10 protein-coding genes and 2 pseudogenes are annotated in these 16,144 nt (G+C 61.7%); 5 read left to right on the forward strand and 7 right to left on the reverse strand.

Annotated features, from left to right (window positions below):
* Positions 1–140: 140 nt before the first annotated feature.
* The 3 genes from JET17_RS06300 to JET17_RS06310 all read right to left on the reverse strand — a co-directional run bounded on the left by JET17_RS06300 (position 141) and on the right by JET17_RS06310 (position 2,508).
* Positions 141–1,406: an OmpP1/FadL family transporter gene (locus JET17_RS06300; protein WP_012313160.1), complete on the reverse strand. Its 1,266-nt coding sequence runs from the start codon at positions 1,404–1,406 to the stop codon at positions 141–143.
* A 146-nt stretch (positions 1,407–1,552) separates the two neighbouring features.
* Positions 1,553–2,035 (reverse strand): hypothetical protein, encoded by a 483-nt coding sequence (locus JET17_RS06305; protein ID WP_012313161.1) that lies wholly within the window; start codon positions 2,033–2,035, stop codon positions 1,553–1,555.
* A gap of 248 nt (positions 2,036–2,283) precedes the next feature.
* Positions 2,284–2,508: a hypothetical protein gene (locus tag JET17_RS06310; RefSeq protein WP_012313162.1), complete on the reverse strand. Its 225-nt coding sequence runs from the start codon at positions 2,506–2,508 to the stop codon at positions 2,284–2,286.
* A gap of 953 nt (positions 2,509–3,461) precedes the next feature.
* On the opposite strand from JET17_RS06310, the pseudogene JET17_RS06315 reads away from it, so the two are divergent.
* Together JET17_RS06315 and rmuC are read left to right on the forward strand one after the other, a co-directional pair.
* A pseudogene (locus JET17_RS06315) lies at positions 3,462–3,806 on the forward strand (sel1 repeat family protein); the annotation flags it as partial.
* 169 nt (positions 3,807–3,975) lie between these two features.
* Positions 3,976–5,349: a DNA recombination protein RmuC gene (gene rmuC, locus JET17_RS06320; RefSeq protein ID WP_190273330.1), complete on the forward strand. Its 1,374-nt coding sequence runs from the start codon at positions 3,976–3,978 to the stop codon at positions 5,347–5,349.
* Here the strand turns inward: rmuC and JET17_RS06325 are convergent.
* Positions 5,321–8,797, reverse strand: coding sequence for a hybrid sensor histidine kinase/response regulator (locus JET17_RS06325; protein ID WP_012313165.1), 3,477 nt, complete (start codon positions 8,795–8,797; stop codon positions 5,321–5,323). The two genes, rmuC and JET17_RS06325, sit on opposite strands and share 29 nt — an antisense overlap.
* Before the next feature lie 144 nt (positions 8,798–8,941).
* Positions 8,942–9,679 (reverse strand): GntR family transcriptional regulator, encoded by a 738-nt coding sequence (locus JET17_RS06330; protein WP_012313166.1) that lies wholly within the window; start codon positions 9,677–9,679, stop codon positions 8,942–8,944.
* 166 nt (positions 9,680–9,845) lie between these two features.
* Here JET17_RS06330 and JET17_RS06335 point away from each other — a divergent pair, with 166 nt between their 5' ends.
* Together JET17_RS06335 and JET17_RS06340 are read left to right on the forward strand one after the other, a co-directional pair.
* Complete coding sequence (locus tag JET17_RS06335; protein WP_012313167.1) at positions 9,846–10,679, forward strand: amidohydrolase family protein; 834 nt, start codon at positions 9,846–9,848, stop codon at positions 10,677–10,679.
* A 32-nt stretch (positions 10,680–10,711) separates the two neighbouring features.
* Positions 10,712–12,013 carry an SLC13 family permease gene (locus JET17_RS06340; protein WP_012313168.1) on the forward strand — a complete coding sequence of 434 codons (1,302 nt, stop codon included), beginning with the start codon at positions 10,712–10,714 and terminating at the stop codon, positions 12,011–12,013.
* A gap of 64 nt (positions 12,014–12,077) precedes the next feature.
* Here JET17_RS06340 and JET17_RS27695 read toward each other — a convergent pair whose 3' ends face one another.
* A complete protein-coding gene (locus JET17_RS27695; protein ID WP_371926624.1) occupies positions 12,078–12,941 on the reverse strand; it encodes a methyl-accepting chemotaxis protein in 864 nt (287 codons plus the stop codon).
* A pseudogene (locus JET17_RS27700) lies at positions 12,933–14,066 on the reverse strand (methyl-accepting chemotaxis protein); the annotation flags it as partial. The gene JET17_RS27695 and the pseudogene JET17_RS27700, both read right to left, overlap by 9 nt.
* A 197-nt stretch (positions 14,067–14,263) precedes the next feature.
* Between JET17_RS27700 and JET17_RS06350 the strand changes: the two are divergent.
* Positions 14,264–16,141, forward strand: a complete 1,878-nt coding sequence (locus JET17_RS06350) for a 1-acyl-sn-glycerol-3-phosphate acyltransferase (RefSeq protein WP_012313170.1) — start codon at positions 14,264–14,266, stop codon at positions 16,139–16,141.
* Positions 16,142–16,144: the final 3 nt, after the last annotated feature.

The following is a 16,144-nucleotide window of genomic DNA, read 5'->3' on the forward strand; positions in this document are numbered from 1 at the left end:
TCCCACAGGGGCCGCGCAGACCTCAAGAACTGCGCGGCCCCTGTGGGAGCTGGCTTGCCGGCGATGGGCTGCGTAGCAGCCCTGATTAAGCTAACTGACTGGCATCAGCCACAAGGGCGGCGTTCACACAGCCGTACGTATCAGAAGCGGTAGGTGAGGGAGGCACCCACACCGTGAGCGCTGTTCTCGTACTTGGCCTGGTAGCTGCCTTTGCTGGCGCTGACCTGGTTGACCTTGGTGTCTTCCTCCCACAGGTAGGAGTAGGCCACGTCGATGGTCATGTCGTCGTTCGGGCTCCAGCCCGCACCCAGGCTGAACACCTTGCGATCGCCGGTCGGGATGCGTGGTGAACGGTCGTGGTTGTTGGTTGGCGACTGGTCGACGGTAAAGCCGGTGCGCAGCACCCACTCCTTGTTCACCTTGTAGGACGCGCCAATGGCGTGGGCCCAGGTGTCATGCCAGTTCTGCTCTTCGCTGATGGTCTCGAACGCCGAACCTGCCAGCGGTGCCGGAACATCGTTCTGCACGGTGATGTCTTCCAGGCGGCTCCAGCGGGTCCAGGTGCTGCCCGCGTAGAGGGTCCATTGGTCGTCGAGCTCATGGGTGACCGAAAGGTCGACCGATTCCGGTGTCTTGATCTTAAGGCTGGCGTCGAACTTGTCGCCGTTGAAGGGGCCGATCAATGGTGTGCTGACACGGGTCTTGCCTTCGAGCTTGTAGTCGACCATGGAGTGGTAGGTCAGGCCTACGCGGGTGCGGTCTGTGGCTTGCACCAGGATACCGATGTTGTAACCGATGGCGGTATCGTCGCCCTTGATCTTCACTTCACCGTCATTGCTGCCCGGGGTGAACGGGTTGATCAGGCTCGAGCCCAGTTCGCCCTTGATGCGGTTGATGGTCGGGCCGAAACCGATCGAAACTTTATCGTTGAAGGCGTAGCTGACGGTGGGCTGGAAGGTGACGACTTCGACGTGGCTCTTTTTACCCCAGTAGCGCGCGGCATCGTCGCTACCGTAGTCGGTTACCAGGCCAAACGGTACATAAACGCCGAAACCGACGCTCCAGTGATCATCGATGGGTTTGACGTAGTAACCCATCGGCACGCCGACTACAGGCACCATGTCACCATCGGTTTCCCCCCCGAGGTTGCTTCCAGGGCCCGAGATATCGGTTTTGGCGATGACGGCTGCGCCGCCCACGGTGAACTGTTCGCGCTTGAGGCGTGACATGCCTGCCGGGTTGCCAAACACGGTACTGGCATCTTCGGCAGAAGAAGAACGTCCCGCGAAACCTGTCCCCATGCTGCTGATGCTCTGTTCATTGAGGGCAAAGCCGGCAGCGAACAGATGGCTGGAAGCGAAAGCCACGGCCAAGCCGAGGGAGGTTTTGAGCATTACTTTTTTCATTATTAGAAACTCCTTGGGATCTCCGGGGCGAAAAGCTACCAACAATTCACGCGCCGCGCCATAGCCTGTATCGCAGGAGATAGAGCGGTTTTGTAGGACAATCCGACCAAAATTCCATTTTTTCCGGCAATGCTGTAGGACGTTTCTTAAGATGCCTGCGGCAATTTCTGAGCAATACACAGATGCCAGGCCTGAGTGAAGTCGCGCAGACGACCTTGGGGGTGAAAAATCTGGCGCCAGATTCGCGCCTGGCCTAGCAGGTCGTCAACGGCAGGCAGGGGTGTGGCTTGAGCCTCGATCAGCATCCAGGCAATGGCGGTGGAGTAGCGCAGGTTGACTGCCAGTTCCAGGTGCGGGCCGCCCAGGAAGGCATGCTGGCTCGCCAGGCCGCGAACCAGGCTGGCCAGCTCAGGGTCACGGGCGAGAAAATCGTCCCAGACCGCCCGATGGCGATGCTCGCCAATACGGTACAGGCCATGGCCGCGGCGATCATGCAACGCCGAACCGAGTGCCGACTGGCTGGCCGCGATGCCCAGCAAAAGGGCTTCGGCACTGGCGCAATGACGATTGAGGTAGACCAAGGTTGGTCGAATCACATACTGACACAATTCATTCGCCGCAATACCCATGATGCCCTCGAGCAGTAAGGGGCCGACGGGCGTGGGAGCTTGGCAGCTGGTGAGTGATCAGGCCCGCCGGAAGCGGCAAGGGCCGCTCGAGTTGAAGTGTAGTGTGATAATCGTGGTGTAAAGGGCTGTTTTTAAATCGATTGCTGCCTGACGTTCGGCGCTATATGCCCTGCGGCAATTAGGCCAAGAACGATCAGGTAGCTTACCGTTTACTGCATTCAACAGCTGAATGCTACGGTATTCGCCGCTCACGCAGTGAGCGACTGGCGCGTCCGGGCAATGACGGCCTGCAGCGGTTCCGAGCGGCTGTACTGTTCTGGGTACAGGCGTTCGGTGTGGCAGGCAACGCCGTGCTCGTCCACCAGGGTGAAGCTGAAGTTGCCCTTGCGTGGGGCAGTGATAAGGCACTTCAACGGCGAGAAGGCCTGGGAAAGGGTGCCAATGGCAGCCTGAATTTGATGATGAGTTTGCATATTGTTGGATGTTCCTGCTTTAAACACGGGGATTATGATCCGTGCATGATAGAAACGTTCCAGTGACGCCTTTATTAAGGGACGAACGAACCTGACTGGAACAGGGCAGCCAGAGGGGGCGCAATCATAAAGTGGGCGCTTGGGCTGACTGGTAGGTACTTCAGAGGGCAGGCAGCATGCCGGGGCCAAGGTTCTAGGCCATCGGTATGGAATCCTGATCAATCTGTCACGTGATTCGTGCTGAACAGCGCAAGGCTGGTGAGTGAATCATCGAAAGGGCCGGTCCTGGTTTCAGCAGTGTTGCTCTTGGGGGGAGCAGGCCTGCAAGGACGCTTCTGGCCAGAATTGACTTTCAGCTTGGTACTAACGAGGCGCACCTTACCGGAAGCTTGGGTACTTTGCAAGCTTTGTCACATTTCTTCAGGTAAGCCGTGCAGTATGGCGTTTCTTTTGCGTTGTGTGAAGAGGGGGCAAATGGCCCACAACCGGCTGGATGTACCAATTTCGTGCATTCAAATGCAGGTTTTCGGTGCACTTGTTCACATACGAGGCGTGACTTGTAACAGCTTGGCGACACCCCCCGCTAAGCCTGCCAATGCCTTGACTGGTACCTTAAGTCAATGAAAAAAAACACTATTTTTTGCTGGTGAAAAAATCGTCAGTTTGACTGCAAGCCCCGTTTCACGCGGGTTTGCGGGGTGGTTTGGGGGGTTGTCCACCGAGTTATCCACAGGAACTGTGGATTGTCCCGAGCGCTTGCTCTAGGACGGTAGTGCCAGCAAATTACAGAACTGTCCGACAATCATCAGGCAGCGGCAGACCCGCCGGTCATCCACTTGGGAACGTCAAGAAAAGATCATCGAAATTTCTTTCCGGACTCAGAAAATCGTCGGGCCACGACATGAAAAAAAGGGTAGAGTGACGCGCCTTTCGAATTGCCTTCTCTGTTTGTCATGAAATTTCGCGGTAAATCCCCCACCGAACCCGCTGTTTCTTCATCAGCCCCTTCGTCCAAAGGCTTTTCATTGAAAGTGGCCCTATGGCTGCTGGACAACCCGCGCCTGGGCGAGAAGCCTCAGGTCAAGCATCTGGCCGGACGCCTGCTCAAACAGCCGGCTCGGGAGGGCGTGGTAGTGGCCCAGAGCCGGTTGGGGCAGATGCTCTGCCGCGATTGCGGCAATTCCCGTGACAGGCGCATCGGTCATGAACTGCTGCGCCAGGCGGCGCGCGCCGGCGACCGCCGTGCGCAACTGGAGTATGCGCGGCTCTGCCAGGCCAGTGAGCCTGGGCAGGCGCAGGAACAAACGGACTGTTAAGCTGCACCTCATTTGCGACAGACTGTTCGGGGTAAGCATGGCAGTGGATCTGACCAGCATTGTGCTGGGCTTGGTGGCAGGCGCCTTGCCTTGCCTTGTTTGGGTCATGCATGTGCAGCGCCGCCAGGCTGCCCGCCAAGGCGAGCGGGCCTTGCTAGAAGAGCGCCTCAATGGGGCCCTGCTGGCGCAGGCGGGCCTACAGGCGCAACTGGATGCCAGCCGGGACGAGGTCAGTGACCTGAGCGAAGCCAACACGCTCAAGCAGGCCCAACTGGCCGCCCAGGGCCGCGAACTCGAGCTGCTGCAGATTGACCGCGACAATGCCCGTGACGCCGCCCACGCCTGGCACCTCGAGCGCGTCAACCGGGAAGCTGAACTGCGTCGCCTGGAGGCCCAGGCAGCACGCCTGGAAGCTGAGCTGCGTGAGCAGCAGGATAGCCATCAGCAGCGCCTTGAAGACCTGCAGGAAGCCCGCGATACCCTGCGTGCGCAGTTCGCCGAGCTGGCCACGAAGATCTTCGACGAACGCGAGCAGCGTTTTGCCCAGACCAGCCAGCAGCACCTGGGTCAGTTGCTCGACCCGCTCAAGGAGCGCATCCAGGCCTTCGAAAAGCGTGTCGAGGAAAGCTACCAGCAGGAAGCCCGTGAGCGCTTTTCGCTGGGCAAGGAACTGGAGCGCCTGCAGCAACTCAACCTGCGCCTGTCCGACGAAGCCACCAACCTTACCCAGGCGCTCAAGGGCCAGAAAACCCAGGGCAACTGGGGTGAGTTGATTCTCGAACGTGTGCTGGAGCATGCCGGGCTGGAAAAGGGCCGCGAGTACCAGACCCAGGTCAGCCTCAAGAGCGCCGATGGCGAGCGCTTCCAGCCAGACGTACTGATCATGTTGCCGGGTGACAAGCAGGTGGTGGTCGATGCCAAGGTCAGCCTCACTGCCTACCAGCAGTTCGTCAGCAGCAATGATGAAAGCGCGCTCAAGCAGCACGTACAGTCGCTGCGCAGCCACGTGAAAGGGCTGTCGAGCAAGGACTACAGCCGCCTGGAAGGCCTGCACAGCCTGGATTTCGTGCTGTTGTTCGTGCCCATCGAGGCCGCGTTCTCGGCAGCCCTGCAGGCCGAGCCGAACCTGTTCCAGGAGGCCTTCGACCGGCAGATCGTGATCGTCAGCCCGACCACTTTGCTCGCTACCCTGAGGGTCATCGACAGCTTATGGAAGCAAGAACGCCAGGGGCAGAACGCCCGCGAGATCGCCGAACGCGCCGGTTGGCTGTATGACAAGTTCGTGCTGTTCATCCAGGACCTTGACGAGCTGGGCAATCGCCTGCAGCAGGTCGACAAGGCCTATGCCGCAGCGCGCAACAAACTCTGTGAAGGGCGTGGCAATCTGGTCAGCCGCAGTGAGCAGCTCAAGCTGCTCGGCGCCCGTGCCAGCAAGAGCCTGCCGGCCGACTTGCTGGAGCGGGCGCTGACGGATGAAAGGTTGCCGGACGAGGCGGTTACTGAACCAGGCTCAGATGGCGATTGAGCAGTGCGCGCAAGGCCGCGGGCTTGACCGGCTTGGCCAGGTAATCGAGGCCGGCGGCATGAACCGTGGCCAAGGTTTCCTTGCTGCCGTCGGCGCTGATCACCACCCCAGGCACCGGCTCGCCCAGGCGGGCGCGTAGCCAGCCCATCAGCCCGGTTCCGGTTTCGCCGTCATCCAGGTGATAGTCCACCAGCGCCAGATGCGGGCGCATGCCCTGCGCCAGCAATGCCTCGCAGTCGGCGCGGTTGCGCGCTGTCCACACCTGGCAGCCCCAACGGCTGAGCAGGCTGTTCATGCCGATCAGGATGCTGTCTTCGTTGTCGATGCACAGTACCTGTAGCCCGGCCAGGGGCTGGCTGACTTGCTCCACCGGCGCGCTCGGCGCGGTTACCGCCTGGCGGGCGATCGGTACGTTGACGCGGAACACGGTGCCTTTGCCGGGCCATGAGCGCACCTGCAGCGTGTGGCCGAGCACCCGGCACAGGCCATCGGCAATCGCCAGGCCCAGCCCCAGGCCCTTTTCGGCGCGGGTCTGGTGGCTGTCCAGGCGCTTGAATTCCTGGAAGATGACCTGCAGCTTGTCGTCGGCGATGCCCGGGCCGCGGTCCCAGACTTCCAGCCACAGCTGTTCGCCCTGGCGCCGGGCGCCCAGCAGGATCGGGCTCTTGCCGTAACGCAGCGCATTGGTAAGGAAGTTCTGCAGCACCCTGCGCAACAGTTTCATGTCACTGTCGATGCGCAGGCGGCTACCGCGCAGGCGGAACTCCAGCCCCTTCTCGGCGGCCAGGACCTTGAACTCGGCACCCAGCGTATCGAACAGCTCGTTCAGGGCAAACGGCTTGGTGTCCGGGGTGATCTTGCCGTTTTCCAGGCGCGAGATATCCAGCAGGTCGCTGATCAGCTCTTCGGCCGAGCGCAGCGAGCTGTCCATGTGCTGCACCAACTGTTGGGCCTCGTCGTTCATGCCCTCGGCCTGCTGCGACAAGGCGGCGGAGAACAGCCGCGCGGCGTTGAGCGGTTGCATCAGGTCATGGCTGACCGCTGCCAGGAAGCGGGTCTTGGACTTGCTGACCGCTTCGGCCTGGCTTTTGGCCTCCGACAGGGCCTGGTTCAGTTGCGACAGCTCGTGGGTGCGTTCGGCCACCCGTTGTTCAAGGCGCTCGTTGGCATCGCGCAACGCCTGTTCGGCCTCGCGGAACGGGGTGATGTCGGTGAAGCTCATGACAAAACCGCCCCCGGGCATCGGGTTGCCGATCAGCTCAATCACCCGGCCATTGGGGAACAGCCGCTCGGACGAATGCGCACGGCCTTGGCGCATCCAGTGCAGGCGCCGCGCCACATGCACCTGTGCCTCGCCAGGGCCGCACAGGCCGCGTTCAGCGTTGTAGCGGATGATGTCGGCGATCGGCCGGCCCACGCTGATCAATCCGTCGGGGTAGTTGAACAGCTCCAGGTAGCGGCGGTTCCAGGCCACCAGATGCAGGTTCTGGTCGACCACACTGATGCCCTGGTTGATGTTCTCGATGGCGCCTTGTAGCAGCGCGCGGTTGAACTGCAGCACTTCGCTGGCTTCGTCGGCGATTCGCACGACGTCTTCAAGCTGCATGTCGCGGCCTTCGATGGCCGCTTTGACCACTGCGCGGGTCGAGGAGCTGCCGAGCACCCCGGCGAGCAGGCGCTCGGTGTGTTCGATCCAGTCGCCGTCAGCGTTCTGGTTGGGGTTGAAGCCTTTGCCCTGGCGATAGGCAAAGCGGATGAAGCTTTGCCGGGCACGTTCCTCACCGACAAAGCGTGAGGCCAGCGTCAGCAGGTCATCGATTTGCACCGCCAGCAGCGGTTTGCCGTTGGGGCGGGCACTGGTCTGCTGGCCGATGAAGCGCCCGGCCTGCCAGTGTTCCGACACGCGCGTGCGTGACAGCATCGAGACCCAGGCGAACAAGGTGAAGTTGCCCGCCAGTGACAGCACCACCCCCTGTGTGAGCGGCGTGATCGGCAGGCCCAGCGGGTTGCCGTGCAGCCACGCCAGGCCCGGGAACAGCTGCAGCGACCAGCCCAGGCTGTGGGCGGCGATCGGCAGCACCAGGGTGTAGAACCACAGGAAGATACCCGCTGCGAGGCCGGCGAACACGCCACGGCGGTTGGCTTGCTTCCAGTACAGCGCACCGAGCATGGCTGGAGTGAGTTGAGTCACGGCGGCGAAGGCAATCTGGCCGATGGTTGCAAGGCTCGCGGTAGAGCCAAGCAGGCGATAGCTGACATAGGCCAGCAGCAGGATGACCACGATGGTCACCCGGCGCACCGACAGCATCCAGTGGCGGAATACCTCGAAGGGCCGCTCGGCGTTATTGCGGCGCAACAGCCACGGCAGCAGCATGTCATTGGAAACCATGGTCGACAACGCCACGGCCTCGACGATGACCATGCCGGTGGCGGCTGAGGCACCGCCGATGAAGGCCAGCAAGGCCAGGCTCGGGTGCGCTTCGGCCAACGGCAGGCTGATCACGAAGGAGTCGGAAATCACCGCACCTGGCAGCAGCATTTGCCCGGCCAAGGCAATGGGCACCACGAACAGCGCGGCCAGGGCCAGGTACATCGGGAACACCCAGCGCGCCAGGCGCATGTCCTGTGGCTCGATGTTCTCCACCACGGTCACGTGGAACTGCCGGGGCAGGCAGATGATCGCCATCATCGCCACGGCGGTCTGCACCACCATCGATGGCCAGTTGATCGTCTCCTGCCAGTAGCTGTCCAGCAGCACCGACTGGCGTGCCTGGGTGAACAGGTCGTCAAACCCGTCGTAAAGGTTGAACACCACGAACACGCCGACGGCGAGGAAGGCCAGCAACTTGATCAGCGACTCGAACGCGATGGCAAGGACCATGCCGCGGTGGTGTTCGGTCACGTCGAGGCTGCGCGTGCCAAAGACGATGGCGAACAGCGCCAGTACCAGCGACACCACCAGCGCGGTGTCCTGTACGCGGGTGCCGGTGGCGTCGGCATTCGCGCCGATCAGCAGGTTGACACCGAGCACGATGCCTTTGAGCTGCAAAGCGATGTAGGGCAGCACCCCGACCAGGCAGATCAGCGCCACCACTACGGCCAGGGTCTGCGACTTGCCGTAGCGCGCAGCGATGAAGTCGGCGATCGAGGTGATGTTCTGCTGCTTGCTGATCAGCACCATCTTCTGCAGCACCCAGGGTGCGAAGATCAGCAGCAGGATCGGGCCCAGGTAGATCGGCAGGAACGCCCAAAGTTGCTCGGCCGCCTGGCCGACCGCACCGAAGAAAGTCCAGCTGGTGCAGTACACCGCCAGTGACAGGCTATACACCCAGGCGCGCAGCCGAGGCGGCAATGGTGTGCTGCGGCGGTCGCCGTAGAAGGCGATGGCGAACATGACGGCCATGTAGGCCAGGGCGACCAGGGCGATCAGCCCGCTGGACAACGACATGAAGACTCCGGAGCAAAAAAAGTAACGCGGTCCCGATCAGTCAGTCTGGCACGCAGGCGGGGGTTCGTCAGCGCCGACGATGGTCGCAGTGGCGCGTCGTCGCAGGCCAGGGCACATGAACCTTTGCCGATGCCCGGCATCGCCTCACGAAATATCGATCTGGTAGCGGAAGCCTTCTGCTGCTGCCTGGGAAACGCGGTACTCCAGCGGGTTGCGGTCGTAACCCAGGGCCGTGCGCTGAATGACCACCACGGGCGCACCTTCCCTGATTGCCAGGTGGCCGGCACTGGCGGAATCGGCAGTACCGACTGTCAGTGTTTCCTTGGCCGAGGCTACGCACTGGCCACAGTGGGACTCGTAGAAAGGGTAGAGCAGGTCGCCGAAGGCGTCTGCATCAATATCCAGCAGGGCCATGAAACGCGCAGCCGGTAGCCAGATCTGCTCATGGAACAGCGGGCGGCCATCTACCAGGCGCAGGCGCTCGAGCCAGATGACCTGTTCTGCGTTGTCCAGCCCGAGGCCTGCGCTGACTTCAGCCGGCGGCTCGCGCAACTGCCTGTCCAGTATGCGGCTGATCGGCACCAGGCGCTGGCCGGTCGAATCCACCTGTCGGAAAAACCGAAACAGTGAACCCTCGAAGTCAGGGCGTCTCACGAAGGTGCCTCGGCCCTGGCTGCGCAACAACAGACCTTCATTGACCAAGGTGTCGACCGCCTTGCGCACAGTGCCGATGGCGACACCGTAGAGGCGGGTCAGCTCCGTTTCAGTAGGTATCGGTGCACCCGGTAGCCATTGCCCGGCGGCGATCCTGGCGAGGATTTCTTCCCGTACTTGCTGATAAAGCGGTAGGCGCGGGTCTTGTCCGAGAATCCCGTTACTCATTGTGCGAAGGGTCCATGGCTGATGAGTTGGCACTACTTTACCACCCGGGGCTCGATTGACAGAGTCGGTCGACTGAAGATATGGTCATATATTCATATATATGACTGCATGTTTGTATAACAACACAGCGCTTCAGCTGCCATAACAATCGACCAGGGTTCGCTTCATGACCAACCCCTTTCTGCCCGCCATCACCGGCGTCGATACCCATGCCCATATCTTTCGCCAAGACTTGCCGATGGTGGCCAACCGTCGCTATAGCCCGCACTACGATGCACTGATCGAACAGTACCTCGATCACCTGGATCAGCACGGCCTGTCCCATGGCGTCCTCATCCAGCCCAGTTTTCTGGGTACCGACAACAGCTTCATGGTCCAGGCCCTGCGCCGTTTTCCTGAGCGCCTGCGCGCTGTGGCGGTCGTCGATGCGACGGTCAGCGATCAGCAGCTGGATGCGCTGGGTGACGTTGGGGTGGTGGGCATCCGCCTGAACCTGATCGGCAAGCACCTGGCAGACTATGCCGGGCCCGAGTGGACCGCATTGTTCAAACGCCTGGCTGCGCGCGGCTGGCAGGTGGAAATCCAGCGTGGTTTCGATGACCTGGCATTGATCGTGCCGGCGATCCTCGCCTGTGGCGTGGATGTGGTGGTCGATCATTTTGGTCTGCCTGGCGAAGGGATCGACCCGCGAAAGGACAGCCACCGCACCTTCCTTCACCTGCTCGGCGAACCGAAGCTGTGGCTGAAACTGTCTGCCGGTTATCGCAGCCAGACCGATCTGGCCAAAGCGCAGGTACTGCTGGCGCGGATACGGCAAGCGGCGGGTGGCCTGGATCGCTTGCTGTGGGGTAGCGACTGGCCCAATACCCAGTTCGAATGCCAGACCAGCTACGCCGATCAGTATGCCTTCTTCGAAGCGCTGCTCCCCGATGCGGGCGAGCGTGCCCAGGTGCTGAGAATCAACCCGGCGAAGCTGTTCGGCTTCGACCGTTCGCGCTGATACTTACACAATAACAACAGGACACTTTCAACATGATGAGCATGCTCGTCGTCGCGGCCATCGTCGTCGCCGTGGCCCTCGGTTACAAGACCAAGATCAACATCGGCCTTTTCGCCATCGCCTTTGCCTATCTGATCGGTTGTTTCGGTATGGGCCTGAGCCCTTCGGAGGTCATCGGCCTGTGGCCGCTCAAGATCTTCTTCGTGATCTTCTCGGTCTGCCTGTTCTATAGCTTCGCCACGGTCAATGGCACCTTGGAGAAGCTGGCCGAGCACCTTATCTACCGCTGCCGGGCAGTGCCGCAGTTGTTGCCGTTCGCCGTGTTCTTCGCCGCCACCGTGATCGCCGCGATGGGGGCGGGGTACTACACCGTGCTGGCGTTCATGGCGCCGATTACCCTGCTGCTGTGCGAGCGTACCCGCATGAGCCTGATCGTCGGCGGCATGGCCGTGAACTATGGCGCGCTCAGCGGGGCCAACTTCATGTCCAGCCAGAGCGGCATCATCTTCCGTGGGCTGATGACCAACGCCGGCGTGAGTGACAACCAGGCCTTCATCAACGCTGCCGGTATCTTCGTCAGCACCTTGGTCATCCCATTGCTGGTGATCGGGGTATTCGTCTTCCTTACCGGCCATGGCCGCGCGTTGAAGGCTTCGGCCGTTGCTGTTGATGCGCCAGCGGCGCTCAACAGCCAGCAGCGAACCACGTTGTGGCTGACCCTGGCGATGATGCTGATGGTACTGGCTGCGCCTGTGGCCAGCATCGCCCTGCCGGGCAATGCCACGGTAGCCTTCATCAACGCCAAGGTGGATATCGGCCTGATCGCCAGCCTGTTCTCGGTGATCGCCCTGTTGCTCAAGCTCGGTGACGAACGCAAGGCCATGGCGACCGTGCCCTGGGGCACGCTGATCATGATCTGTGGTGTGGGCATGCTGATTTCCGTGGCGATCAAGGCCGGCACCATCGACATCCTCGCCTCCTGGATCGGCACCAGCATCCCGCCAATCATGGTGCCGGTGGTATTCGGTGCGGTGGCGGCATTCATGTCCATCTTCTCCAGCACCCTGGGCGTCGTGACGCCGGCCCTGTTCCCCATGGTGCTGCCGATTGCACAGAGCATGGGTATCGAGCCCATGATCCTGTTCATTGCCATCGTTGCGGGTGCGCAAGCCACCTCGATCTCGCCGTTCTCCTCCGGCGGCAGCCTGATTCTGGGCTCCTGCAACAATGAGCAGAGCCGCACGTCGCTGTTCCCGCAGTTGCTGTTCAAGGCGGCGCCCATCGGCTTCGTGGCGGCGCTGGCGTTCAATGTGCTGCTGACCTTCGTGCTCTGACGTTCAAAAGCATGAAAAAAACCGCAGCCTGGCTGCGGTTTTTTCATGCCTGTCGTTGCAGTGACTAGAACCGGAACCGGCTGATCATCTGCTGCAACTGCCCACCCAGGCGCGCCAGCTCGACACTGGAGGCGGACGTCTGCTGGCTGGCCTGCGCCGTCTGCTCGGAAATATCTCTCACCGTCACCACGCTACGGCTGATCTCTTCGGCCACCGCGCTCTGCTGCTCGGACGCCGCAGCAATCTGCTGGTTCATCGATTGAATCCCCGAAACGCGTTGGGTTATGCCTTCCAGCGCTACCCCGGCTTCACGCACCAGCGCCACGCTGCTCTGGGTCAGGCTCTGGCTTTCGTCCATCAGTTCGCTCACTGAACGGGTGCCTTCCTCCAGGCTACCGATGGCCGACTCGATCTCCAGGGTCGACGCCTGGGTACGCTGCGCCAGGCTGCGCACTTCATCGGCCACCACGGCAAAGCCACGGCCAGCCTCGCCAGCGCGGGCTGCTTCGATCGCAGCATTGAGCGCCAGCAGGTTGGTCTGCTCCGCCACTGCCTTGATAACGTCCATGACCTTGCCGATACGCTGGCTCTCGTTGCGTAGCGCGCCCATGGCTTGGCCTGTGGCGTCCACCTGGTTGGCCAGCCGGCCGATCTGCGCGACGGCGCGGTTGGCCACACTTTCCCCTTCGCGTGCTTCCTCGTCCGTGGCACTGGCGGCCTGCGAGGCCTCACCGGCATTGCGCGCCACTTCGTGTACGGTGGCGGCCATTTCCTGCATGGCCGTGGCAACCTGATCGGTTTCCACTTTCTGGCTGCTGGCGCCGGCGCTGGTCTGCTCGGTGATGGCCGAGAGTTCTTCGGTGGCACTGGCAATCTGCGAAATACCGTCGCGCACCTGCGCGATCAAATCGCGCAGGTTGCCGGTCATGCCCTGCAAGGCATTCTGCAACTGGCCGACTTCGTCGCGGCGGTGGCTGTGCGGTTGCTCGCTGAGGTCTCCGGCGGCTACCTGCTGCATGGCACGCAAGGCCTGCTGCAGCGGAGCGCTTATCTGGCGGGCGATGATGAGCGCGGCGAAGATGCCCATGAGCAGCGCCAGCAGCGTGGTGAAGATCTGCAGGTTCTTGGCGAACTGGCTATCACTGACCACCGACACTGCCTGGGCGTCGAGCAGTTCACCGATCAGGCCTGTGAGTGTGTTTATGTCGCTGGCCATGGCGTTGCGGCACTCGACCAGCTTGCTCACTTCACCACGGAAAGCTTCGACCGCCTCGGCATAGGCGCGAACCTGTTGGTTCAGGGTGCTGAACTGTGCGTCGAAGCTGCCATTGAAACGCGCCACCAGGCCTGGCAGCTCGTTCACCGTGGTGGCGATCTGTGCGTTCATCAGTTTTTCGGTGTCGGCGTTGGTGTTACCGGTGTAGCCGCGTACGTGGTAGCGAAGCAGGATCAGGTTCTCGCGGATCTGGTTGATCGCTTCGCTGCGTACAACGCGTTGCTCGGCATCGGGCAGGGCGCGTACCTGGGTGCGAATGGTCTCGATGCTGGCGAACGAACGGGTGGCAAGGGCGCCCATTTCCTTTTGTGCAGCGCGCATTTTCTGGTACGACTGGAAGCTCTGCGCCTGGTTGGCGGCATACCCGCGAAGGGTCTGCTCGGCCTTGTCGATCAACGCCAGGCTCTGTGGCTTGACCAAGGTCCCGCGCAGCTTCGCCAGCGGCGTCTGGAACGCTTCAAGCGCGCCCTGTAACGCCTTGCCTTCGTTTTCTGCGCCATTGGCGATGGCGTGGCGCAGGCGCGCCTCACGCAGGTCGCCCAAGGCATCGTTGAGGCGCGACACCTCACTGACCACCTCGCTGCGGCGTACCAGGCTGCCCATGCCTTCCCAGCTGATCAGCGACTGGAGCAAGGTCAGGCCCAGCACCAGGCCGAAACCGAGGAAGAGTTTGTGGGCGATCCTGAGGTCGCCTATCCAGGTAAGCATGCTGCTGAGCTCCTTTTCTTGTGCGTTGGAGGAGACCGGAGGTCCATTCCTTCTGTTAGATACAGTCATCTATATGTTTAATCGGCAGATGTAACAAAATCTGAACACTGATATCAAGAAGATTGGCGTCAAAATGCCATCATTTGGCGCGGCGGGCGGTGTGCCGGCGTGCCTGGCTTGCCAGTAGCAGGCGTTCCCGTGCAAATTTGTGGCTTATTGCGGCCTGCGTGCCTCAAATGACAAAAGCCCCTCAGGGAACAAGGACGATGAGTCATTCCTCGCAATTCACCTTGCTCGGCAAGCGGCGCTTCCTGCCGTTTTTCATCACTCAGTCGCTGGGTGCCTTCAACGACAACCTGTTCAAGCAGTCGCTGATCCTGGCGATCCTGTTCAAGCTCAGCCTTGGCGACGGGGACCGCTCGATCTGGGTCAATCTCTGCGCGCTGCTGTTCATCCTGCCGTTCTTCCTGTTTTCGGCTCTGGGCGGGCAGTTTGGCGAGAAGTTCGCCAAGGACGCCTTGATCCGCGCGATCAAGCTGGCCGAAATTGCCATCATGGCCATCGGCGCGCTCGGCTTCGTCAGCGATAACCTGCTGCTGATGCTGGTGGCGCTGTTCGGCATGGGCACTCATTCGGCGCTGTTCGGCCCGGTGAAGTATTCGATCCTGCCCCAGGCCCTGCGTGAAGAAGAGTTGGTGGGTGGCAACGGCCTGGTGGAGATGGGCACCTTCCTCGCCATTCTCGCCGGCACCATCGGCGCCGGGGTGATGATGGCCAGCGACAGCTATGCCACGGTGGTGGCGGGCGGGGTGGTGGGCACCGCAGTGCTGGGTTACTTGGCCAGCCGCTGGATCCCGCGTGCGGCGGCCGTGTCACCGCAAATGCCACTGGACTGGAACATCTTCAAGCAGTCGTGGGTGATCCTGCGCATGGGGCTGGGGCAACCGCCGGCAGTGTCGCGTTCTATCGTCGGCAACTCGTGGTTCTGGTTCGTCGGCGCCATTTACCTGACCCAGATCCCGGCCTATGCCAAGGACTGGCTGCATGGTGACGGCACGGTGGTGACCCTAGTGCTGACCCTGTTCTCTGTGGGTATCGCCCTGGGCTCGTTATTGTGTGAGCGGCTCAGTGGGCGCAAGGTCGAGATCGGCCTGGTGCCCTTCGGTTCGTTCGGCCTGACGTTGTTCGGGCTGCTCTGGTGGTGGCACTCCGGTGATGTGCCGGCCGGCGCAGCACCGCATGACTGGCTGACCCTGCTGGGCATGAGCCAGGCCTGGTGGATCCTGTTGTCGATCGTCGGCCTTGGGGTATTCGGCGGCTTCTATATCGTGCCGCTGTATGCGCTGATCCAGGCGCGCACCGCCGAGGACCAGCGTGCCCGGGTGATCGCGGCCAACAATATTCTCAATGCCTTGTTCATGGTGGTGTCGGCGCTCCTCACCATCGTCCTGCTGGGCCTTGCGGACCTGAGCATCCCGCAACTGTTCCTGGTGGTGTCGCTGCTCAATATCCTGGTCAACGCTTATATCTTCAGGATCGTGCCTGAGTTCACCATGCGCTTTTTGATCTGGTTGTTGAGCCACTCGATGTACCGCGTGGAGCATCGCGACCTCGAACGCATCCCCGACGAAGGCGCAGCGCTGCTGGTGTGCAACCATGTGTCATTCGTTGACGCGCTGCTGCTCGGCGGGGCGATCCGCCGCCCGATCCGGTTCGTGATGTACTACAAGATCTACAACCTGCCGGTGCTCAATTTCGTGTTCCGCACCGCAGGTGCCATCCCGATTGCCGGGCGCAATGAGGACCAGGCCACTTACGAGCGCGCGTTCGCCCGTATCGCCGAGTACCTGGCGGCGGGGGAGGTGGTGTGCATTTTCCCGGAAGGCAAGCTGACCGGCGATGGCGAGATCGATGTGTTCCGCGGTGGTGTCAGCCGCATTCTTCAAGAAACCCCGGTGCCGGTGATTCCCTTGGCGCTGCAGGGGCTGTGGGGCAGCTTCTTCAGCCGCGATCCGGGCAAGGGGTTCTTCAAGCGCTTGTGGTCGCGGGTGACCATCGTCGCCGGAGCTTCCATCCCGGTGGAGGTGGCGCAGCCTGAGTTGCTGCGCGAGCAGGTCAGCCGCTTGCGCGGCGACCTGCGTTAGGCG

Source organism: Pseudomonas putida (assembly GCF_016406145.1).
In the GTDB taxonomy this organism is placed as follows: Bacteria; Pseudomonadota; Gammaproteobacteria; order Pseudomonadales; family Pseudomonadaceae; genus Aquipseudomonas; species Aquipseudomonas putida_E.

Coding starts and splice junctions, on each gene's coding strand:
- JET17_RS06300 (WP_012313160.1), bottom strand. CDS start 1,406: ATGAAAAAAGTAATGCTCAAAACCTCCCTCGGCTTGGCCGTGGCTTTC.
- JET17_RS06305 (WP_012313161.1), bottom strand. CDS start 2,035: ATGGGTATTGCGGCGAATGAATTGTGTCAGTATGTGATTCGACCAACC.
- JET17_RS06310 (WP_012313162.1), bottom strand. CDS start 2,508: ATGCAAACTCATCATCAAATTCAGGCTGCCATTGGCACCCTTTCCCAG.
- JET17_RS06325 (WP_012313165.1), bottom strand. CDS start 8,797: ATGTCGTTGTCCAGCGGGCTGATCGCCCTGGTCGCCCTGGCCTACATG.
- JET17_RS06330 (WP_012313166.1), bottom strand. CDS start 9,679: ATGAGTAACGGGATTCTCGGACAAGACCCGCGCCTACCGCTTTATCAG.
- JET17_RS06335 (WP_012313167.1), top strand. CDS start 9,846: ATGACCAACCCCTTTCTGCCCGCCATCACCGGCGTCGATACCCATGCC.
- JET17_RS06340 (WP_012313168.1), top strand. CDS start 10,712: ATGATGAGCATGCTCGTCGTCGCGGCCATCGTCGTCGCCGTGGCCCTC.
- JET17_RS27695 (WP_371926624.1), bottom strand. CDS start 12,941: ATGACCGGCAACCTGCGCGATTTGATCGCGCAGGTGCGCGACGGTATT.
- JET17_RS06350 (WP_012313170.1), top strand. CDS start 14,264: ATGAGTCATTCCTCGCAATTCACCTTGCTCGGCAAGCGGCGCTTCCTG.